This is a genomic window from Pseudoalteromonas aurantia (assembly GCF_005886875.1).
Lineage (GTDB): Bacteria > Pseudomonadota > Gammaproteobacteria > Enterobacterales > Alteromonadaceae > Pseudoalteromonas > Pseudoalteromonas aurantia_A.
The window spans coordinates 1-20,769 of sequence record NZ_PNBY01000047.1 but is presented as its reverse complement, the minus strand read 5'-3'; the positions used below and the strand labels follow the sequence as shown (position 1 = coordinate 20,769).

Genomic DNA, 20,769 nt, shown 5'->3' with positions numbered 1-20,769 from the left:
ATACGTACAATCCAATGATGATATTTTTTTCGATATTAAGGCGCTTTAATGCAGTAATAGCGGGCTATTACAAAGAAAGCAACGCCGAGAGTGAGTAAAATAGCTTTATTGGGCAAATTCGCTTATCCAGAGCTGTGGTTACTTAGTAACCGTATAGTTTGCAATTAATTCCTTTTAAGGTTGAGTATCTTTTATTTTTCAAAAGGGGACTACAGGTCGTAAGATATAGTGATAAAGGTAAATCGTGGCGAGCAGATCTCGCATCATTCCGTTAACTTTTTATTGGCACTTTATCGTAGCATAAGGTTGATAACACTGATTCTTGTTTCCAGTGCTCTTGTACGTCCAGCTTTTACCATACCAGTCGTAATTAGCATATGAAGATTCATCTTCACCGCATTTTATCGTACTGCCAGAAATTTCGTGATTATGGCCACGTTCTTCACAGAACTGATTACCATTGGTAGAGCCCACAAAAAAAAAGATTTTAGACGACCATTAACCCATACTTTTGGATCGTATTATATGGTTGAACTTGCAGAGAAAACACCATCTTTGTCGAAGCTAACAGTATCTACTGTAGAATGTAAAGTAATGATGTCTGATTGTGCGGCAACGCTTGCAGTTGAAAGCTTAGCGAGTAGGCTAACTGCTAATGTTTGCATATTTATGTCCTTTTTAATGTTATTAGGGCTCCCATTCATTAGAACGTGAATATGTGTATCTTATAGTTACAATTTATTTAATTTAAATTAATGTTGAGTCAGCACACTACGGTTATAGTTTGTCGAGTACAGTCGCATATTGATAATAGGCAAGTTGCCCTAAACGCCTAAATTTTGGCAATGGAATATACGGCAGAGGGGTATTATAAAGAGGTAAATTAGGGATCTTTTGTCCTGCAATCTGTTGGGCGAGGCGAAAGGCCGCTTGCGCGCTAAAGCTTAATCCCGCGCCACAATACCCTAGTATATATCCAATGTTGTTATCAAAATTGACATGTGGCATATCATCTAACGTTGCCGCGATATAGCCACTCCAATAATGATCATGTGGTATTCCATCTAAGCATGGAAAGCAATCGCTTAGCCCCTTTTTAAGACCATTTAAAAACTTAGGATGTTGCTGCTGCGATGCGAACACCGCGCCTCGTCCACCAAACAATAGCCGTTTGTCAGGGAGCAAACGAAAGTAATACTTTAAGGTGCGTGTATCCATAGTAATTTGGTGGGTTTTGAGTCCAGTTAAACCCAATTCGAGTTGGGTCAAAGGCCGAGTGACCATAATACTACTCAATATTGGAATGTAGCGATTGTTAATGAGCGGGTGGATCATTTTGCTATTGTAGGCGTTTCCGGCGAAGACAATATTGTTCGCACGAATGGACACAGACGTATCGTTAATGATCAACTCGTGCCTGTTACCTGTAGAGTGTATGGCGCGCACTAAGCTATTTTCAAATAATGTGACGCCTGTTTGAAGCATAATATGGCGATAACCTAATAATAGTTTTAATGGATTTACGCCAAACCCATCAGGCAGTCGCATTGCACCATGAGCTTGAGTATGGTTCATGAATTGTGCTTTTAACTGAGGTGCAGATAAGAATGTCGCATTATCACCAAACCGAGTCAAAAATTCGGTTTGCTCTTTGAGGCGCGTCAGTGCACCTGGAGTATGGGCGACTTTTAAATAGCCATTTTCTTGGCGTTCACAAGCAATCGAGTGTTCAGTGATTAAATTACTTACGCGCTGGACGGCATCACTGAACTCAGAATACACGTCTTTGGCGGCCGACATTCCCCATTTTTTAACCATTGCTGGGTAGCTAAGTCGACCTGCACCTTTTAAAACAAAACCAGCATTGCGTGCGCTTGCCCCAAAGCCGACCTGATTTGCCTCTAAAACGCAGCAATGGATATTAAAATGAGATGCGAGATAATATGCGGTAAGTAGTCCGCTAAAGCCGCCGCCAATTATTGCGACTTCAAAGGTTTTTGATGAGGTAGGAGGAGATTTAGGGCAGGGTAAAGGAGATGTACTTGCCCAGTAACTAGGCGCATAGGATTGAGCCTGGCAATGGGGATGGGTAAGTGGATCGTAGTGTGTTTTCATCTGTAAGCGCCTAAAAAATAAGCGCCATTTCTGCGGCTTGGCATTGGCATTTATTGCCACATAGAGTACAAGTGTAACCGTCATTAATACAGTTTTCTAACCATCGTTCATCATGTATTTTAATTAATTCACCGCCAGCTTTGGTAAAGTATTTAACGGCGCCGTTACCCGGGCTTTGTTTCCATAAGTGTGCGACACCCGCTAAGGCCCCTTGTTGTCGTAATGCGTTTATCGATGCTTGCAATAGCTTAGGGCCTATGCCTTTACCTTGCGCACTGGGTTCAATAGCAATACATTTAAAATAGGCCATTTGGGAGGGGAGAACAGGCCACTGTGAAGGCGTACACCATTTATCAATAGGCCATTGTTGTGCGGCGTAACTTGTTCTGAAACCAAGTAAGTTGTTTTCGTCATCCAGGGCTACAAAGCAGGCATTAATATTGTGTTTTGTGCCTTTCTCACACATTTTTGATAAAAGTGCAGTGTTTAAATAATTTGCGCCATGAACCAAATTAGCTAATGTGATCACGCGATCATAATGTTCACGCAATAATGGGGTAATCGTCATCAATGGAACTCCATAGACATTATATTTAACCATACCGATAAAATCATAATAAATCTTTAATATTTTTGTGATATTTCGGTTAATTTCACCTTTTTTTATTTTACTAAACTAATCAATGCATTAGAAAGGAATTTCATGTTGTAAGGGCTGTATCATTCGCATTTTTTAAGTAGCTCAATCATTTTGGCTTATTGACAGCGATGTCATTGTGTTAATAATGTAAATTGCTTGTGCTTTTCTCGAATTGGGTACAAATCAATACAACATGACACAAAGGAAATAAAAATGCATAAATTAATCTTAACGGCGGTTGCTGTAAATATTACGCTGGCCACCAGTGCCTCTGCAATGACCATCCAACCCGATCCTCAAAATCCGACTGGGTACATTGTATCAGGTACTGAATTAGCTGACGCTGAAAATCGACTAACACTTGATCCAATGTATGACGTGTGGGCGAAAGCGCTAGAGACAAGAGACAATTCGATTGTAGAGGCCATTGTCCCTAATGCAGCTTCAAACCCTGTGAATGTAAAACGTGTCGAGCGGGTTTTTCCTCAAGCACAGTGGGATTTTTTAACCGGTATGGCGGCACCTGAATATACCTATACGCGTTTCTTAAGAGCCATAGGTAAATTCCCAGCATTTTGTGGTGAGTATACCGATGGTCGAAATGCAGATAAGATCTGTGAGAAATCGATCATCACCGCCTTTGCTCATTTTGCGCAAGAAACGGGTGGTCATATTGCAAAAGATAATATTTCAGATAACCCTCAACAACTAGAGGAATGGCAGCAAGCACTGGTTCATGTTAGAGAAATGGGCTGGTCTGAAGGGCAACCTGGTTATACAACTGGCTGTGGCCAAAACGATTGGCAAAACCGCCGTTGGCCATGTGCAGAAGGCCAAGGCTACTTTGGCCGAGGTGCAAAGCAATTGTCGTATCATTTTAACTACGGTGCATTTTCAGAAGTTATGTTTAACGGTGATGCAACCGTGTTATTAAATAACCCCGGCCTTGTTGCTGATTCATGGTTGAACTTAGCATCCGCAGTTTGGTTCTTTTTAACACCACAAGCGCCAAAACCAGCTATGTTACATGTAATTGATAGAACGTGGGTGCCATCGCAAAGAGAAACCGCAGCTGGGATTGGTTATGGTTTTGGTACAACCATCAACGTTATTAATGGCGGTATAGAGTGCGGTGAACAGAATAAGAATAAAGGCCAACCTGTAAATCGCATTCGCTATTGGGAAGGGTTATCAAGCTACTACAATATCCCAATTGAAGCAGATGAAGAAAACACATGCTGGCAACAAACACCTTATGGTGGTTTGAACTTAGGCGGTGCAACTGACGTGTTGTTTACCAACTGGGACGGAAATTGGAAATATCATGCTGATAGACCTGGTGGTTTTTCTTTTGAGTGTGAATTGGTTGGCTATCAAACCGCATATTCAGCGCTCGAAGCGGGTGATTATGAAAAATGTGTCACTAACTTTTATGGTTCACACTTGAGCTGGCCTGAAGTACGCGTAGTACCACATATTGAACCGCCTGTGGATGTTCCTCCTGTGGGTGGTGTTGCTGCTTGGGATAGTAGCAAAGTTTATTTAAAAGGTGATCAGGTTAGTTACAACAAGACTATTTACGAAGCGAAGTGGTGGACACAAGGTAATGCACCTAAGCAAGGTTCAGGCCCTTGGAAGTTCATTAAAGCTTTGCCATAAAAAGCGAATAATTTTTATTATAGAATAAGCCGATAGGGCAATATCGGCTTATTGTTAAACTGATAAATAGGCTCAGTTTATTATGGTTTGTACGGTACTATTTCCTTTTTTATCAGTGAACTTCAATACAAAATCATCTTTTCCATCTGCATTGATATCGACCAATAGAATGTCGTTACTATTTTTTGGTAAGCGATGTTTTATTTTGGTACGCTTTTCACTCAGTAAAGTGTCTTCTTGACCAAGGTAAATACTTAATGTTTTACGAGAGTTTCTAAGTACAATGTCATGTTTACCATCGCCATTTACATCACCAATAAAGAAAGACATAATTCTGTCATTGCCGTTCATATTGATCTCCATTTCGACCTCTCTTTCAAGGGTGGGCTTGGCAGGGTAATATTCATTGCTTTGCTTATAAAATCCGACGTCAATATCAATGTCTGTACTTCCACCACTTAAAGCCATAGCTGCGATCGTGGCAAATCCAAAGTCAGCTTCAAACCTCTGTAATTCCATTTTTCCATCGCCATCAAAATCATAATCAAATCTGAGTTGGCCGGTACCATTGGTGCTTGGTAAAAATAATTTTTTTAGATGAAATTGACCTAGCGCTTTGCCTGGGTAAAGTGCGTAACTGGTCTCTACTTTTATCGCATCCATCCCTTTTGTGCGAGGCGCTTGGCGTGTTATTAAATCAACAAACCCATCATTGTTGATGTCTTTTAGTGCATAGATGCGCCGCTTACCGCCATCTTCCAGTAGCCCTAATTTAACGGGCAAGTTTAATGGTGTAAGTTCTGTATCATAGCCTTCTTTACGAGCATAAAGTACTTGAGCTTGGTAACGGGTATGAAACAATAAATCCAACATACCATCTTGGTTCAGGTCAATGACTTGAGGTTTTGGATTGAGTTCAATTTCAACTTCTAGCTGACTACCTTTAAAGTAACCGGAAAGATCAGATTGTTTTGCGAAGGTGTGCGGTGTAAATTGCCCCGTCTTAGATTGAACATAGAGCGTTGCATCGCTGATCCCTTGTAGCATAATATCACTCAGTCCATCGTTATTTGCATCTAACACAAATTCGATTTTATTAAAGTTTTTCATTTTCAAATGTGTAAAAAGTGATGAGGTTGAAATTAAAGGTGTGTGGTGTTCTTTATGGCTACTGAACACCCCTTTAGGGGTTAATACCCAGGCCTGTGGCGTTGGATAATTAGCAGATGTTGCATAATCAAATCCAATTGCATCTTTAGGCATCGATAGCTCATTGCTGGTCTGTTGTTTTACGTCGACGACAGCCAGCTTCTTTAATTCATTATCAAATGCATAAAAAATTTCTGACTGAGTGCTAACTAACGGCTTTGGCGTCTTTATTGCGATGGGTTGAGAAGCAAGCGATGTAAAGCTTGATAGTACCAATGCTGTCGTAAATAGAAATTGTGTCATGATCCTCACCAGTAAAACCATTGTTATTATTATTGCGTAAGTATTGGTTAAAAAATAATGACGAACAATTCAATTCTTGTAAGAAACTGTTACAAACGCGTGGAAATGGCGTTTAACAACGCTCGCTGTCAATCCTAAAAAAAGTTACAATTACTGTTGTTTGTTATTTTAATTAAGGGTTTTCTGTGCACGTTGAACGTCAATTTGTAGAAGCGATTGTTACTACTTTAATGCAAGTCTTTTCTCAGCAACAATACGCAGATAAAGTGATAGAGCATACACTTGCAGAGTATCCATATTGGGACTTAAAGCGCAAAGAACGTTACGTTACAGGTGTTTACAATGTACTGCGATTTCATCGTAAATTAGAGACCGCTTTGGGCAATATCCGTAGTCGTGATGCACAATATGCATGGCAACTTTGGGGCGCTATGACGTTACTGCTTGGTGAAGAGCCGATGCCAAGCTGGCCTGAGTTTGAAGGTTTATCACTGGAAGCGTTAAATAGTAATTTATCAATGGCCAGTGAGGCACAAAAGCTGTCTTATCCCGACTGGTTATGGGAGAGAGGGCTAAACGAACTCGCTGATAAGTGGCTTAATGTGGCACATGCGCTTAATCAGCCTGCAAAAACTTACTTACGAGCGAATACGTTAAAAACTGACGTTGTAACATTACAAAAATCCTTAAAAAAATTAAATATTGAAACACAGCAAATTGCAGAGAGTGAAGGCCTTGAGATTACACAATATGGCCCTCTATTTAAAAGCGATGCATTTCAAAATGGCTGGTTTGAAATGCAAGATGCGGGTTCGCAAAAAGTGGCCAAATTATTAGATGTAAAACCCGGACAACGTGTTGTTGATGCATGTGCGGGTGCTGGTGGCAAAAGCCTTCATATCGCTGCGCTAATGCAAAATAAGGGTTATGTGTTGTCGATGGATATCCACCAACATAAGCTAGATACATTGAAAAAGCGTGCTAAACGAGCGGGTATTCATACCTTAGAAACCCGTGTCATTAAAAATAGCAAAACAGTTAAGCGCTTAAAAGACAAATTTGATCGTGTTTTGTTGGATGTGCCTTGCTCTGGTACAGGTGTTTTAAGGCGTAACCCAGATGCTAAATGGCATTTAAATAATGAGAGTATTGATAACCTGGTTGTGTTGCAGGCCGAAATATTACAGCGCTACAGCCAGATGTGTAAACCAGGTGGCCGCTTAGTATATGCAACTTGCTCCGTGTTACCGAGTGAGAATGAACAGCAGGTAAAACAGTTTCTTGCTGCGAATGAGCACTTTAAATTGTTAGAAGCGCAAAGTTTATTACCGGGTTATAGCTCAGACTATGATGGGTTTTATATCGCGGCACTTGAGCGTTTACCCGTTTAACTGACCATTGCTTTCTCGTGGTTAATAATCATTCACTATCGTAGTAGAGCCTACATGATAAGCTGCTATTCATAATAGCGGCTTTTTATCTTTTTTGGCTGAGGATGGGTTATTATCCGTAGTGCATTCTCAACTCCCTCAACTCGTTCAATGACAGAGCACAGTAGAGCCCGGCTCATATGCCTTAGCGAGTTCAATAGCAGCTCATGAGTAACCTTAAGTACTTATGAAGTAGGCTTTCAGTCTTTAAGTGTTATCAATCATATCAGTTGCAAGTATTTATTTGAGTCTGTTTTGATAGTTACTTCCAGTTATGGCGTGAACTAAGTTAGTACCCATGACACATTGGGTACCACGTTATTTTTGGAATTTTCCATGGAAATTATTCTCGGCTTAGTATTACTGACAGCCATTTGAGGGGATCATTTTTATTTACGGCTTAGTATTACTGACAGCCATTTGAGGGGATCATTTTTATTTATACGTATATTGGTGACAGATCTCGGGCCAATTTTATTGACGGAGTTACGCGTTTTACTCTGTGCGCGATTTCTGTGTGTTGCTGGGGTCTCTTAAAACAGCAGCCGTACAAAAAACATTATTTGACTTTAGGCTGCTTTAATTGAGCATTGCCTTTTTTATGGTTTGCTGATGCAGTTCAAACATTAAATGCATTATTGTTAGCTATTATAAATTCGACAGCCCTACTCTGGGGGGGACTGATCGGTGCCATTTACTCTAAAGGCAAGATGGGTAAAGTAAGAATACTGGGGTGATTATTGGTTTTGTTAGGTATGATCACACTTGTCTGGGCTGACATCGATGTGTCAACGGGGTATTCGGCTGGTGCCATATTTGCCACACTTGGTACGACGTTGAGTTATACTGCGGCTTCACATTACACCAAATTAGCGCCTGATTGTGGTATTTTAAACAATGCTCAAGGCAGTTTATGGGGCTCAGTAATATTACTCGATGTCGTGCGTATTGGTACGACTTATATTTTGTATTTTAAATTGATAGCGACAATGGGCGCACACTCAGCTTTATCGGTGACATTTTTGATCCCATTATTTGGTATGTTATGGGGATGGTTGGTACTCGATGAAACGTTGACTGACTATACGGTTGTGGGAGGTCTATTAATATTACTGGTTGTAGGATTTGTGACAGGCGTGTTAAGTAGAATGTAGCACAGTATGGCCGTAAAATGTGTAAGTACATAAAACGATAAAAGGGCCTTACGGCCCTTTGGTGAAGTATCGTTCAAGTTAGTGTGATAGCCTTAACCCCTTAAGGCTATCAACCAATTGTTTTGCAACTGTGTCAGTTTGTCTCGTTAAGTTTCTAAGCTAGCGAGAGAAAAAACCCTGCAATTGCGGCGCTCATTAGGTTAGCCATTGACCCTGCTAAAACCGCCCTGAGCCCTAAGCGTGCGATATCCTTTCTTCGACTCGGCGCCATACCGCCCAGTCCGCCTAGTAAGATAGCAATCGATGATAAGTTAGCAAATCCACATAACGCGAATGTGACAATCGCTTGTGTATGTTCACTTAACGTATCTCGATAATTCATAAAATCTAGGTAAGCAACAAATTCGTTAACTACCAATTTTTGGCCGATAAAGCTACCCGCGGTAACCGCCTCGTGCCAAGGTACACCAATCAGCCAAGCTACTGGCGAAAAGATGTAACCCAAAATCTCTTGTAATGTCAGTGTTGGGTGGTCAAATAGCCCACCAATATTGCCTAACAGGCCATTTAATAAAGCAATTAATGCAACGAATGCGAGTAACATTGCACCAACATTGAGGGCAAGATGCATCCCACTTGACGCGCCACCTGCAGCTGCATCAATAACATTGACCGGCTTTTCATCGTTTGCACTAACATCGGCTAAGTTCTCTTTGGGAGTTTCAGTCTCTGGCACTATCATTTTTGCCATTAAGAAACCACCTGGTGCCGCCATAAAGCTTGCCGCAATCAAGTATTTTAGCTCAACCCCTATTGCTACGTAGCCTGCCATAACTGATCCTGCTACGGTTGCTAAGCCACCAACCATCACTGCAAACAACTCAGACTTAGTCATTGTTGGTATAAAAGGCTTTACAATCAGTGGCGCTTCAGTTTGTCCAACGAAAATATTAGCGGTTGCTGATAACGACTCTGGACGCGATGTTTTAAGCAATTTTTGCATCCCACCACCGAGTATTTTAATCATCCACTCCATAATGCCAATGTGATACAACACAGCAACTAAAGCAGAAAAGAAAACAATCACAGGCAATACTTGCACAGCAAATATAAAACCAAGCGCTTCTTTATCGGCTAAAGAGCCGAATAAAAAAGCAATGCCATCGTTAGCGTAACCAATGACAGCCGATACACCAGAAGATATATTGGCCAACACGTTTTTGCCTGCTTCTACAAACAGGATAAAGCCACCGATCAGTACTTGCATCGCAAACGCAATACTGACTGTTCTTTTATTTATAGCACTTCGGTCAGTTGAAAAACCGTATGCTACACTCAGTAGCATAAACATGCCGACCAAGCTCATTATTGTTGTCATGCCAGAAAGTCCCGTTTTATTCTTGCAGTAAATATTTTATTTTACTTTTAATTATATCAATCGCAACGCGATTCATACCGCCACGGGTCACTACCAAGTCAGCATTGTGCTTTGATGGCTCAATAAACTGATAAAACATGGGCCTTACCGTAGCTTGGTATTGTTCAACCACTGACGGTAAGCTTCTACCGCGCTGCTCGATATCTCGTTGCATTCGGCGCAGTAAACAGATATCTAATGGTGTATCTATAAACACCTTGATATCGAATTCTTCACTAAGTGCTGAATCGCTAAGTAGTAATATACCTTCAATAATTAATATTTTTGCCGGTGTTACTGTGCGCGTTTCGCTGCTACGTGTGTGTTGAGCGTAGTCATAGGTAGGGACTTCAATGGATTTCCCTTGCCTTAACTGCTCTAAATGCTGTCGTAGTAAATCATGTTCAAACGCATCCGGATGGTCATAATTTGTTTGCGTTCTATGTTCAAACGGAAGATGCGATTGATCTTTATAATATGCATCTTCTTCTATAATGGCGATAGCACCTGTTTCAAGCTCATTTACTAGCTCATTATAAATTGTTTGTGTAAAGAGAGATTTGCCAGAAGCAGAGGCCCCAGCAATAGCTATAATTGTTCGTGTCACTAAAGTTCACACCCAGCTGTCGTTAACGTTGGAAGATCACAATAGCAAAAAAGACACGATTAATCTCTTTTGCTTCGCTTAAGTTGCAAATTTAGCGACTTTGACGCCGACAAAACAGGACTTTTGTCCTGTGAGACAAAACAAGATTTTTCAAGTGGTAGGTGAATTTTGTTATGCTTTTATTACAGCGGACTTATGTCCTGTAAATTATTGCAGTGCAACAATAAAGTAGCAACCTCTGAGAGCGTGACAGGACCAATGACGCATTAAAGAAAACTCAGATAGTTTATTAAAGAGGTGATTTATGGCAAGAGCAATCATACTAATGGCAGATAGCCTCGGCGTGGGTGCTGCACCAGATGCAGAAAAGTTTGGCGATGTAGGTTCCAATACACTTGCTCACCTTTTAGAAGCGTATAAAGCAGACACAGGTAATGCACTTCCTTTACCTAATTTGACGAAGCTTGGTTTAGTTGACGCATGTGAATCAGCAGGTAAAAAAGCCTGTCAGGTTGCAGAGCGCCAACCGCCAGAAGCCGCTTGGGGTTATGCCAAAGAGCTTTCTAGTGGTAAAGACACTCCTTCGGGTCACTGGGAGATGGCAGGTGTGCCTGTTTTATTTGATTGGGGCTATTTTCCAAACACGACACCGTGTTTCCCCCAAGCGTTTATTGATGAACTATGTAAGCGAGCAAGTATCCCAGGCATATTGGGAAATTGCTACGCGTCAGGTACAACTATTTTAGAGCAACTGGGTGAAGAGCATGTAAAAACGGGCATGCCAATTTGTTACACCTCAGTTGACAGCGTTTTTCAAATAGCCGCTCATGAGCAATCGTTTGGCCTTGACAAGCTTTATCAAGTATGTGACATCGCACGGGCACTGCTTGATGAAATGAATATAGGACGAGTAATTGCGCGGCCGTTTATAGGCACTTCGAGTGCCGACTTTATTCGAACGGGTAATCGCAGAGATTACTCTGTGTTGCCTCCAGCACCAACGTTGTTAGATAAGTTGGCTGAAGACGGTGGTGAGGTGATTAGTATTGGTAAAATAGCCGATATTTATGCGCATCAAGGTATTACACAAAAGCATAAAGCACCAGGGTTGATGAATTTATTAGATAAAACATCAGAGGTGATTGATGAAGCACCAGATCATAGTTTGATCTTTACTAACTTAGTCGATTTCGACGAGAAGTTTGGTCACCGACGTAAACCCGTTGGTTATGCTGAGGCACTTAAGCAGTTTGATGACTATTTGCCAACTATACTAAATAAGCTAGGTGCGAATGATTTGCTGATCATTACCGCTGATCATGGTTGTGATCCGACAGCGCCTGGCAATGATCATACGCGAGAGTACGTGCCAGTATTGGCATACACACCGGGTATGAAAAATACTCCCTTGGGAGAAAGACAAAGTTTTGCAGACATAGGTCAAACCCTTGCCCAGTGGTTTAATTTATCTGCGCTTGAGTATGGTGAAGGTTTTATCACTTCACTTAACAAAGCATAAAGAAGGAAATAGGTGATGAGCACTCCTCATATTAACGCAAACAGTGGTGATTTTGCTGAAACGGTATTAATGCCTGGTGATCCACTACGCGCTAAATATATTGCAGAGCATTTTTTAGAAGATGCACGTCAGGTAACTGGTGTACGTAACATGTTTGGTTTTACAGGTACATATAATGGTAAACCTGTGAGCATCATGGGCTCTGGTATGGGGATCCCATCAATGTCTATTTATGCTCGAGAACTGATTGTGAGTTACGGCGTTAAGAACCTGATCCGTATTGGGACTTGTGGTGGTATTAGTCAAGATATCAAAATACGTGATGTCATCTTTGCACAAGGTGCAAGCACAGATTCGAATGTTAATCGTGCGCGTGTACGTGGATATGACTTTGCAGCGATTGCTGACTTCGGGTTACTTGAAAACGGTATCACTTCAGCACGTAAGCTTGGTATTGAGGCAAAAGTAGGCAACGTATTTACAACTGATACGTTTTATCAAGCGGATGATACGTTTTATAAAGAATTAGATAAGCTTGGTATTATGGCTGTGGATATGGAAACTGCTGGCATGTACGGTGTAGCTGCTGAGTATGGTGCTAAAGCAATGGCTTTGTTTACTGTTAGCGATCATGTAATTACAGGTGAAGCAACACCTGCAGAAGAACGTCAAAGTACCTTTAATGAAATGGTCAAAATTGCGTTAGAATCAATTTAAAAAATTATGTTTACGGAAGTGATTCGGTAAACAAACCAGTTCCTTGGTAACGTAATCGCAGAGTTTTGGAGACACGCCTAAAACAAAGCGAATCACACCCAAAAAACCGCAGTTAGTGCGGTTTTTTTTTAACTTCACAGAGCAATAAACCCAATGAATAACATGATCTCGCCGTTGAATTTTTAATCGTTTATACAAACATTTTCAGTTATAAAAGTATCAGCGATACTTTAATGTTCGGTTAAAACCGACTATCGGTATTTTTAAGTCAGAACAGTGGATTATGTGCTTATCAACCAGTATCGACAGTAGATTTGAACACTGGATTTATCACCTATTTCAGCCGTGCGCTATGCCACCTAGTTACTTTATTCATTTTCTGTTCATTCGTGTCTATTATTGTCTTATCACTAAAAGTTTAGAGTGGTAGGCATGTCGGTATCTTTTTTACTGTTATCTTCTTGGTTAATGTTGCCTATATCAATTACAGAGTTGAGTAATTTCAAAGGTTTATCGGTAAATAAGCCGAAGCAAGCGTTAGTTGAATATCCAATCTTAGTTAATCGTTACCAAAACGACATGACAAAACAAGTGGCGATGTTGCATTTTTATGCGCTGTCTGCTGCGTCTAGAGCTCGAGATTGGCCTGCTTTTCTGAACATTCTCGATGAAATTTTTTCTGAGAAATTAAAAGTATATTTTGATGAAGAAAAGTTACAGATCCTGTCTAAAATTGGTGTTGCATACCGATTAAACGGCCAACTCGAACAGGCAAAAAAACATTATCAATGTGCTTTTGAATTTGCGAATAATGATATTGAGCTTGCACAGTTAAAAGTGAATCAGGCGATTGTTTTTCGCTTGCTCGAGCAGCCTGCATTGGCTTTCCAACTATTAGAAAGTGTAGATATAGACATGTTATCTGAGCGAGTTAAAGCTGGTTATTGGGTGGTGCGTGGTAATATTAAGCAATCTATTGGACATTTCGCAGAAGCACTTGAAAGCTTTGAACGAGCCCATAGGCTGTATTTAAACGTAGATAATAGAAGTGCTGAAGCGGGCGTAACAGGTAATATATTAAGTGTAGCATTGGCTGCTAACAAGCTCGAGTTGTTTAGTCAGTATCGAGCCGGTTTTGATGCTAAAGCAAATGAATACTATCCACAATTATCAGATTATTTAGAATGGTTAGATATTATTGCTGATTCATATAAGGCTCAAAGCCTTAGAACAGAAGACCATGCGTGGCTAAAAGAACATGTAGACATCTTCGTTGAGCGAGGTTTTGGTGATTCTATTTATGCACACCTACAACGTGTGGGAGCGGCACAATTGTACCCTGCTGGTAAAACGATGAAGTTTCACGCTTACAAATTACCAGAGAAGCTTGGTAAAGCATGGTGTGAACCTCTTTGACTTTATACACATTTCTGCCATGGTTAACAGTATAGTATTAAGGGTGTGAGCGTTATTATGGCACAGTGGGTTTGTGGAAGAATTGTAGAGTTTCATTGGTGGACACCAAGCCTTTTTAGCATCAAGGTTGCTGCAGATGTAAAACCATTTGTGGCTGGGCAATTTACAAAATTGGCACTGAACACTGATGGTAAGCGTGTTGCTAGAGCTTATTCTTTTGTTAACGCGCCACAAGACCCTTTGCTTGAATTTTACTTAATAGAAGTCCCTAATGGGCGGTTATCGTCGCATTTAGCTACGTTAGATGTGGGAGATAGTGTAGATATAGAAGCTGATGCGCATGGTTTTTTTACACTAAATGAAGTGCCTAAGGCTGATGTATTATGGATGCTCAGTACAGGTACTGCAATAGGGCCCTTTCTGTCGATATTAGCAGAAGGAAAAGTATGGGAGCAGTTCAAACGTGTTATTTTGGTACATGGAGTCAGACACAATACCGACTTAACGTATCAGGATAGTATTCATGCCACGGCCGCCCTGTTCAAACAGTTTACTTATATACCGCTCGTAACAAGAGAACATCCCGAGCACGGATTACGAGGTCGTGTTACTGACTTAATTGACTCTGGGGAATTACAAGCACATTGTAAAATGAACCAACTCCCTGATAATAGCCATTTTATGATTTGCGGCAATCCGCAAATGGTAAAAGACACAACGCAGCTTTTATTGGCACAAGGTTTTACTCGACACAGAAGAGCGGGATCTGGCCATATAACCGTCGAACAGTACTGGTGAGCTTTAAAATTAACGATATGTCTGCTATGTTAACGTGAATTTGTACCCTACTTGGTTATCATGAAATATATTATTTTTCTTCTTGTTACTTTCGCGTCTTTTGTATGCAGTGCAAACCCTGCGTTAGAAAGTGCCGTTAAACCAACCGATGCGGTGGCGACGGCACAAGAACGACTGGCGTCACAAGTTGTTGATGAATTGATATTGGCATACAATAACAGAGATATTGAAGCGTTTCTTTCATTGTATGCTGAGGATGTTGAGTTTTATATGTATCCACAGACGTTGATGTTTATTGGAAAAAAGAAGTTGATTGAACGCTATGGGCTAATGTTTAAGAAAACAAAGTGTTTAAAATCAACGTCATTAAAGCGAATTACACATGGTAATATTGTTATTGATCTTGAATCATCGCAGGTGTGCTTTAAAGATAAAAATACCATTGATAAATATTCTGAGTTTGTAACAAGTTACCAGATTGATGGTGGAAAAATACGTAAAGTTGTATTTTTTAGATAACTTTTAAAAGTTTAGGCACATTTTTATGAGTCAAGATAAGAGATTACATTTGTTGTACCGAGTTGAACCTGGATGTTTAGGGCCAACTGGTATTAACTTTGTTGAGGGCTTTTGCGAATTTGCTCAAAAGAAAATAAAAGCGCCTGTTTATGCTCAGTTTGGTTTTGTGCCACGATACGATAAGGCGTTATCTGAAAGAGAGTATACCATTGGCAATAAAAACCTCTCAGATACACAAGTCATCGCGTTTTTAGATAAGTTTGATAAAAAAAAGAGTGATTTTGAAGAACAGATCGACGAATTGCTTTCACATGCTATCGACGCATATTTAAACCGACTTTAAATATGTGACTGAAAGACGGCAATACCAAATGTGTATTGCCTCAGGTTATTTGAAATACACTTCCACTTGCTCGGTTAAAATAAGCTACATATACGTATCAATACATGTTGCTTTAGATCATGTAATCAAATTCTTAAAATTGTCGTTGTCGTGCAAACTTGTGAAAGCTGCTTCATTTAATAATTCGTTCTTCAGATGAGGCGCATACTCAAGTGCCATACGGATGTCAGCGAGTGCATCAGTATGCTGATGGAGCATAGCGAACGCACAAGCCCTTTGCCAAAATGCGTACCCATAGTCATTATCTAACTCAATCGCCTGATTACAAAGCTGAATAGCAATACCTGTTTGACCTAGCTCCAAGAGCGCGTCTGCTTTATAGGCGATGGCTTCTACTTCATCTGGTTTACGTTTGAGTATTTCATCATATATCTCTATTTTAGAGTTCATATCACTCTCAAGATTTGCGCGCATCCATAGCGAATGGACTTCGTTGGTTATAGTGATTTTTTTATGGTTATTTAATATTTCTTCTGAACGTTCTTTTAATTTAGATTCAAGTACTTGCAAACGCTGTTCGTATTCATCGGTAATATCGCCTACACGACGATTTACAATATCTTCTACTTTACTTTTTATGTCTCTCAGAGAGTTCCATCCCACTAGCATTAAAATAGACGCTGTTGCAGTGATAATAAACAGAATATTGTTAACAGTATCAGTGGTGTAAGTGAGTGCACGGTCGGCAGCATCGAGCTGAGTATGCGTTATTTGTTTAGTGACATCTTCACGTAATTGCTGCTGATCTTGACGGACTGCTTTGAGTTCATCCAGTATATAGCGTTCGATGAGTGGTTGATAAAGTGGGCTTTTAACATGCTCAACAGAGTGGGTGGCTGAGGTATTAGGATCTGTTGGTTGCTGTGCTAAAGAGTTATAACTAAATAATAAAAGAGTAATAAAAAGGAGTGTGTATTTCATAATGAACAAGACTTAAAAATGCAATGAATGCATGGTGCATCAGTTATCTATAAAATGCAAAGGACATTGCAAAACGGTGTTTTGATTTTGCTTTAATGCGCATTAAAGCTCATAATTCAGAGTATATGAGTACAGGTGTAGGGTTAATGCGAGTAATCGTCTTCATTGGGCTTTTTAGTTTTTATACTAATGCTGAGGAACCACAGTTACAAGTGGTTACTGAAGAGTGGGTGCCTTATAATTTTACTAATAATAAAGGTGAAATTGATGGCCGGGCAACAAAAAAAGTGCGTGAAATATTGGCCGATGCCAGTATCAGTTACGATATTCAAAGCTATCCATGGGCAAGATCCATGAAACTAGCACAAACTGATCGTAACACCATGATTTATTCTATATATCGCACGCCTGAACGCGAAAAGCTATTTCAATGGGCCTGTCCGTTATTACAGCCCGTCAAAGAGTACTTATTTAAATTAAAAATCAGAAAAGATATTAATTTAAAGACTTTAGATGATGCTAAGCAATATTTGGTGTCAGTGGTGCGAGGGAGTGTATCAAATGAATTTTTAATAAAAAATGGCTTTGAAAATGGCACTAATATAGATATCACTGCAGACCCAAGCTCGAGTCCGAGAAAGCTGTTAGCAGGTTATACAGATTTGATCATGACTACAGAGTACACCGCTTTTGAAAGTTTGAAAGCACTTAACGTTTCGTTCGATAAGATTGAGATTGCGTTAGAAGTTACTAATACCAATAACAATAAAGCGTGTGTTGCTTTTAGTCATACCACAGATAAAGTGTTAGTTGATAAAGTGAGGGCGGCGTTGAAGCGACATAACTTACGCCACATTGGGCCTTAATGACATATCTAGCTGTGTACTTATATATGACGTTAGATTGAGTACTGTGATGTTAGCGTAAACGATTTATTTATATAAGCGCCGCTTGCTCAACAATAATGGCATGTCTTTGAGCTAGCCTTTTATGATCTCGGTCATAGCCACCACCAATCACGGTTGCAACGGGAACCCCTGCACTCTGACAGGTGTTAAGTACTAAAGCATCACGCTTTTCAATACCTTGCCAAGTAATATCAAGCTTACCGAGCCCATCGTGTTGCCATACATCTACGCCAGCATCATAGAGCACTAGATCTGGGTTAAGATCGGCAATGAGTCCCTCTAAGGTATTTTTTATGATGTCTAAATATCGTGTATCGGAGAGATTGTTTGCCAATCCAATATCTAAATCACTGTCGTGCTTACGAAAAGGAAAGTTCTTTTCACAGTGTACTGAACAAGTGAAAACATAGGGATCATGCTTTAACATTGCCGCAGTGCCATCTCCTTGATGTACGTCTAAATCGAAGACTAAGACATTATTGACGTTCTTATTTTTAACGAGGGTGGTTGCAGTAAAAGCGAGATCATTCACCATGCAAAAGCCCGAACCAAAATCATAATGTGCGTGATGTGTCCCTCCTGCTAAATGGCATGCTATGCCATGCTCTAATGCCAGTTCTGCTGTTTTTAAAGTACCTAGCGGCGCGGTGAAAGTTCTTGCCATGAGCGCTTCTGACCAAGGTAAGCCAATTCTACGCATTACTTTATCAGACAAATTATTGTGCCAAAGATCCCATAGGTAGGATTCACAGTGCACTAATTCTAAGTCACTAGGTGTTCCCAGTTCAGGCTGATATAGGTTATTTGTGATCAGACCCTGTTGTTGCACATGGTGATATAAGTTAGCAAATTTACTCATAACAAAGCGGTGTTTTGGGTCGAAACTAAATGAGTAGTTTGGATGATAAACGAGTGGTAAATTTGGATTTATAGTCATGATTTATGTATTAAAGGCCGTTAATTTTATTTTAATCAGTACTAATCGGATTAGCAGATTGATCATGGATGGAGATTAAATAATAGATAGCAGGGTACAGTGTGCGATCTTAGCTATATAACCTCAGCTCTGGATGAGCGAATTTGCCCAATAAAGCTATTTTTCTCACTCTCGGCGTTGCTTTCATTTGTAATAGTCCTCTTACTGCATAAAAGCGCCTTGATTTTGAGCAAAATATCATCATTGGATTGTAGTTAAGTTTGTTTTCAAAACATTTTCTATTCCAAAACCCTTATCCAAACCTGAGGTTATATAGTAACTTTTTTTGATGTGTTGCACGAGGTTACAATAAAGCATGGTCCTATAATTTTTTGCTGCAGAAATATATAGGTAACGGGAACATCGCAGCTGGCTAGTATGCTGAGTAATGATCAGGCAAAGAACAAGATAGTAAGTTATAAACTCGTCGAAGCTTACTTGTTTAAGTTGACTTTCTCACTGCGCTAACGTGATAGCGCAGTGAGGAGGGGAGGCATTCAAGACGGATATTTATATAGTTACTCATTAAGAAAATATAACGTAAAAACCTACAAGGCCACGGCGCTAAACTAGGCGATTGACTCAAGTAAGCACTATTTAGGTAAATGACCCGTTTTTACCAGAATAATGGTGTTTTCATCTACAAAAGGGTGATGTGTACTTAAGTGCGGGCTTCGTAACCACGTGCCTTGTGGATAGTGACCATGTTCATCTTTAAATACACCACTTAACACCAAAATTTCTTCACCACCATAATGGCGGTGTGGTACGAAAGTTTCTCCTTTTGGCCACTTAACCAATGCCGTGTGCTCCGTGTCAAAAGAATGCAGTGGCATAACGTGCAGACCCCCTTGCCCTGCTAACCACTGCGCGCTGTGGGTGTTTATGCGCACAGCCAGCGAGTCTGACCTTGAGAATTGATTGAGCTTAACAAAAAGTGTACAGCCAGTATCACTAAAAGGGGTGTGTTTACTACCCGGTGGATTTCGAATATAACTGCCAGCAGGGTAGTCACCCTGTTCATCAGAAAATATGCCGTCTAGTACCAAAATCTCTTCCCCAAGAGGGTGAGAGTGTTCAGAGAACACAGCCCCAGGTGCGTATCGAACAATGCTGGTTGCATGGCCAAACTCTGCACCTTCCCTTGCTAGTAGTTTGCGCTCAACACCATTGAGTGGGCTGGGCAACCAAGGCTGCTCCGGCGTATCAATTTGTACGCGCTGTGCAAAGTCGACATTTAATTTGTGTATTGTTGAAGTCATGGTGTTACCTAATTTCTGCCAGCCATTACACCACCGTCCACATTGAGTATGGTGCCTGTTACCCAGCTGCTTTGTTCACTGAGTAAGTAAATAATACTGTGTGCAACATCGTTTGATGTACCAATACGGCCCAATGGATGGAATTGGTCAAAGCTTGCCAGTGCACTGGCTACTTCTGCTGGCTCAATAAAGTGATTATAGATTGGTGTATGAACAACCGCAGGTGCGACCGCATTCACTCGAATGTTATGCTCGGCGAGTTCCATAGCCAGATGTTGTGTTAAAGCATGCAACCCCGCTTTTGCCATTGAGTAGGCAGAAGATGGGGTGGCTTTAATCGCTTGATGGGCCCACATTGATCCAATGTTAACAATTGCTCCCTGTTGAATTTGTTTCATGCGTTTGACTGCTGCTTGTGTTATGAAAAATAGACTTTTATTAAGTGCCATGTATTTTTCATAATCGTCGAAAGAGTGCTCAGTAAAGGGCTTGGGGCTAAAATAGCCTGCGGCGTTAACAAGATAAGATATTGTGTCGGCTTTTGAAGTTATATAATCTTCAATACGCTGTCGGTCGCGCTCGTCATAAAGATCGGCATGAATACCCTGCACCAAAGAGGAACTTAATTGAGCAATGGCCTTATTGAGTTTGACAGGGTCTTTACCAATGATAACGACAGGCACATTGTGCTCAATAAGTTGTTTGGCTGTTGCGAACCCAATACCACTGCTTCCGCCGACGACCAAAGCATATCCTGTTTTAGACAGTAACATAATAACTCCTGATTAATTAACCTCAGCTCTGGATAAGCGAATTTGCCCAATAACGCTATTTTTCTCACTCTCGGCGTTGCTTT

The 20,769-nt window shown here is 40.5% G+C and carries 20 protein-coding genes; 10 read left to right on the top strand and 10 right to left on the bottom strand.

Annotation, left to right across the window (positions count from 1 at the left end; genetic code table 11):
- Positions 1 to 521 precede the first annotated feature (521 nt).
- From CWC18_RS21490 to CWC18_RS10570, 3 genes are all read right to left on the bottom strand, one after another.
- Positions 522 to 665: a hypothetical protein gene (locus CWC18_RS21490; protein WP_249348227.1), complete on the bottom strand. Its 144-nt coding sequence runs from the start codon at positions 663 to 665 to the stop codon at positions 522 to 524.
- Positions 666 to 777: 112 nt separating this feature from the next.
- Entirely contained in the window at positions 778 to 2,115 is a 1,338-nt protein-coding gene (locus tag CWC18_RS10575; protein WP_138593607.1) for an NAD(P)/FAD-dependent oxidoreductase, read from the bottom strand.
- Between the two features lie 10 nt (positions 2,116 to 2,125).
- The gene (locus tag CWC18_RS10570; RefSeq protein ID WP_138593624.1) at positions 2,126 to 2,683 is read right to left on the bottom strand and encodes a GNAT family N-acetyltransferase; all 558 of its coding nucleotides are present in this window, start codon (positions 2,681 to 2,683) and stop codon (positions 2,126 to 2,128) included.
- Positions 2,684 to 2,968: 285 nt separating this feature from the next.
- On the opposite strand from CWC18_RS10570, the gene CWC18_RS10565 reads away from it, so the two are divergent.
- Entirely contained in the window at positions 2,969 to 4,414 is a 1,446-nt protein-coding gene (locus tag CWC18_RS10565) for a chitinase (RefSeq protein ID WP_138593608.1), read from the top strand.
- Positions 4,415 to 4,486: 72 nt separating this feature from the next.
- Here CWC18_RS10565 and CWC18_RS10560 read toward each other — a convergent pair whose 3' ends face one another.
- On the bottom strand, positions 4,487 to 5,866 hold the full coding sequence (locus CWC18_RS10560) for an FG-GAP repeat domain-containing protein (RefSeq protein ID WP_171041082.1): 1,380 nt from the start codon (positions 5,864 to 5,866) through the stop codon (positions 4,487 to 4,489).
- A 185-nt stretch (positions 5,867 to 6,051) separates the two neighbouring features.
- On the opposite strand from CWC18_RS10560, the gene CWC18_RS10555 reads away from it, so the two are divergent.
- Together CWC18_RS10555 and CWC18_RS21485 are read left to right on the top strand one after the other, a co-directional pair.
- A complete protein-coding gene (locus CWC18_RS10555) occupies positions 6,052 to 7,257 on the top strand; it encodes an RsmB/NOP family class I SAM-dependent RNA methyltransferase (protein ID WP_138675227.1) in 1,206 nt (401 codons plus the stop codon).
- A gap of 794 nt (positions 7,258 to 8,051) precedes the next feature.
- Entirely contained in the window at positions 8,052 to 8,450 is a 399-nt protein-coding gene (locus tag CWC18_RS21485) for an EamA family transporter (protein WP_249348226.1), read from the top strand.
- 154 nt (positions 8,451 to 8,604) lie between these two features.
- Here the strand turns inward: CWC18_RS21485 and CWC18_RS10545 are convergent, their stop codons facing one another.
- Positions 8,605 to 9,828 (bottom strand): NupC/NupG family nucleoside CNT transporter, encoded by a 1,224-nt coding sequence (locus CWC18_RS10545; protein WP_138593611.1) that lies wholly within the window; start codon positions 9,826 to 9,828, stop codon positions 8,605 to 8,607.
- Between the two features lie 16 nt (positions 9,829 to 9,844).
- Positions 9,845 to 10,474, bottom strand: a complete 630-nt coding sequence (gene udk / locus CWC18_RS10540; RefSeq protein WP_138593612.1) for a uridine kinase — start codon at positions 10,472 to 10,474, stop codon at positions 9,845 to 9,847.
- A gap of 304 nt (positions 10,475 to 10,778) precedes the next feature.
- On the opposite strand from udk, the gene CWC18_RS10535 reads away from it, so the two are divergent.
- From CWC18_RS10535 to CWC18_RS10510, 6 genes are all read left to right on the top strand, one after another.
- Positions 10,779 to 11,993 carry a phosphopentomutase gene (locus tag CWC18_RS10535; RefSeq protein WP_138593613.1) on the top strand — a complete coding sequence of 405 codons (1,215 nt, stop codon included), beginning with the start codon at positions 10,779 to 10,781 and terminating at the stop codon, positions 11,991 to 11,993.
- A gap of 15 nt (positions 11,994 to 12,008) precedes the next feature.
- Complete coding sequence (gene deoD / locus CWC18_RS10530; RefSeq protein ID WP_138593614.1) at positions 12,009 to 12,710, top strand: purine-nucleoside phosphorylase; 702 nt, start codon at positions 12,009 to 12,011, stop codon at positions 12,708 to 12,710.
- Positions 12,711 to 13,142: 432 nt separating this feature from the next.
- Positions 13,143 to 14,126 carry a hypothetical protein gene (locus CWC18_RS10525; protein WP_138675226.1) on the top strand — a complete coding sequence of 328 codons (984 nt, stop codon included), beginning with the start codon at positions 13,143 to 13,145 and terminating at the stop codon, positions 14,124 to 14,126.
- A 57-nt stretch (positions 14,127 to 14,183) separates the two neighbouring features.
- Positions 14,184 to 14,924 carry a ferredoxin--NADP reductase gene (locus tag CWC18_RS10520; protein ID WP_138593616.1) on the top strand — a complete coding sequence of 247 codons (741 nt, stop codon included), beginning with the start codon at positions 14,184 to 14,186 and terminating at the stop codon, positions 14,922 to 14,924.
- Positions 14,925 to 14,984: 60 nt separating this feature from the next.
- Positions 14,985 to 15,443 carry a nuclear transport factor 2 family protein gene (locus tag CWC18_RS10515; RefSeq protein ID WP_138593617.1) on the top strand — a complete coding sequence of 153 codons (459 nt, stop codon included), beginning with the start codon at positions 14,985 to 14,987 and terminating at the stop codon, positions 15,441 to 15,443.
- 19 nt (positions 15,444 to 15,462) lie between these two features.
- Positions 15,463 to 15,786, top strand: a complete 324-nt coding sequence (locus tag CWC18_RS10510; protein WP_171041083.1) for a hypothetical protein — start codon at positions 15,463 to 15,465, stop codon at positions 15,784 to 15,786.
- A 117-nt stretch (positions 15,787 to 15,903) separates the two neighbouring features.
- On the opposite strand, the gene CWC18_RS10505 is transcribed toward CWC18_RS10510, so the two are convergent.
- Positions 15,904 to 16,767: a TPR end-of-group domain-containing protein gene (locus CWC18_RS10505; protein WP_138593619.1), complete on the bottom strand. Its 864-nt coding sequence runs from the start codon at positions 16,765 to 16,767 to the stop codon at positions 15,904 to 15,906.
- A gap of 146 nt (positions 16,768 to 16,913) precedes the next feature.
- On the opposite strand from CWC18_RS10505, the gene CWC18_RS10500 reads away from it, so the two are divergent.
- Entirely contained in the window at positions 16,914 to 17,633 is a 720-nt protein-coding gene (locus CWC18_RS10500; protein ID WP_138593620.1) for a substrate-binding periplasmic protein, read from the top strand.
- Positions 17,634 to 17,703: 70 nt separating this feature from the next.
- Here CWC18_RS10500 and CWC18_RS10495 read toward each other — a convergent pair whose 3' ends face one another.
- The 3 genes from CWC18_RS10495 to CWC18_RS10485 form a co-directional block, all read right to left on the bottom strand.
- Complete coding sequence (locus CWC18_RS10495; RefSeq protein ID WP_138593621.1) at positions 17,704 to 18,612, bottom strand: histone deacetylase family protein; 909 nt, start codon at positions 18,610 to 18,612, stop codon at positions 17,704 to 17,706.
- A gap of 632 nt (positions 18,613 to 19,244) precedes the next feature.
- On the bottom strand, positions 19,245 to 19,913 hold the full coding sequence (locus CWC18_RS10490) for a cupin domain-containing protein (protein WP_138675225.1): 669 nt from the start codon (positions 19,911 to 19,913) through the stop codon (positions 19,245 to 19,247).
- An 8-nt stretch (positions 19,914 to 19,921) separates the two neighbouring features.
- Positions 19,922 to 20,686, bottom strand: a complete 765-nt coding sequence (locus CWC18_RS10485; protein WP_138593623.1) for an SDR family NAD(P)-dependent oxidoreductase — start codon at positions 20,684 to 20,686, stop codon at positions 19,922 to 19,924.
- Positions 20,687 to 20,769: the final 83 nt, after the last annotated feature.

Bases quoted from the DNA above. Each gene is read 5' to 3' on its own strand.
- CWC18_RS10545 (WP_138593611.1), bottom strand. From the start codon at position 9,828: ATGACAACAATAATGAGCTTGGTCGGCATGTTTATGCTACTGAGTGTA.
- deoD (WP_138593614.1), top strand. From the start codon at position 12,009: ATGAGCACTCCTCATATTAACGCAAACAGTGGTGATTTTGCTGAAACG.
- CWC18_RS10490 (WP_138675225.1), bottom strand. From the start codon at position 19,913: ATGACTTCAACAATACACAAATTAAATGTCGACTTTGCACAGCGCGTA.
- CWC18_RS10495 (WP_138593621.1), bottom strand. From the start codon at position 18,612: ATGACTATAAATCCAAATTTACCACTCGTTTATCATCCAAACTACTCA.
- CWC18_RS10515 (WP_138593617.1), top strand. From the start codon at position 14,985: ATGAAATATATTATTTTTCTTCTTGTTACTTTCGCGTCTTTTGTATGC.
- CWC18_RS10525 (WP_138675226.1), top strand. From the start codon at position 13,143: ATGTCGGTATCTTTTTTACTGTTATCTTCTTGGTTAATGTTGCCTATA.
- CWC18_RS10535 (WP_138593613.1), top strand. From the start codon at position 10,779: ATGGCAAGAGCAATCATACTAATGGCAGATAGCCTCGGCGTGGGTGCT.
- CWC18_RS10570 (WP_138593624.1), bottom strand. From the start codon at position 2,683: ATGACGATTACCCCATTATTGCGTGAACATTATGATCGCGTGATCACA.
- CWC18_RS10560 (WP_171041082.1), bottom strand. From the start codon at position 5,866: ATGACACAATTTCTATTTACGACAGCATTGGTACTATCAAGCTTTACA.
- CWC18_RS10520 (WP_138593616.1), top strand. From the start codon at position 14,184: ATGGCACAGTGGGTTTGTGGAAGAATTGTAGAGTTTCATTGGTGGACA.
- CWC18_RS10500 (WP_138593620.1), top strand. From the start codon at position 16,914: ATGCGAGTAATCGTCTTCATTGGGCTTTTTAGTTTTTATACTAATGCT.
- CWC18_RS10505 (WP_138593619.1), bottom strand. From the start codon at position 16,767: ATGAAATACACACTCCTTTTTATTACTCTTTTATTATTTAGTTATAAC.
- CWC18_RS10565 (WP_138593608.1), top strand. From the start codon at position 2,969: ATGCATAAATTAATCTTAACGGCGGTTGCTGTAAATATTACGCTGGCC.
- CWC18_RS10575 (WP_138593607.1), bottom strand. From the start codon at position 2,115: ATGAAAACACACTACGATCCACTTACCCATCCCCATTGCCAGGCTCAA.
- CWC18_RS10485 (WP_138593623.1), bottom strand. From the start codon at position 20,686: ATGTTACTGTCTAAAACAGGATATGCTTTGGTCGTCGGCGGAAGCAGT.
- CWC18_RS21485 (WP_249348226.1), top strand. From the start codon at position 8,052: ATGATCACACTTGTCTGGGCTGACATCGATGTGTCAACGGGGTATTCG.
- CWC18_RS21490 (WP_249348227.1), bottom strand. From the start codon at position 665: ATGCAAACATTAGCAGTTAGCCTACTCGCTAAGCTTTCAACTGCAAGC.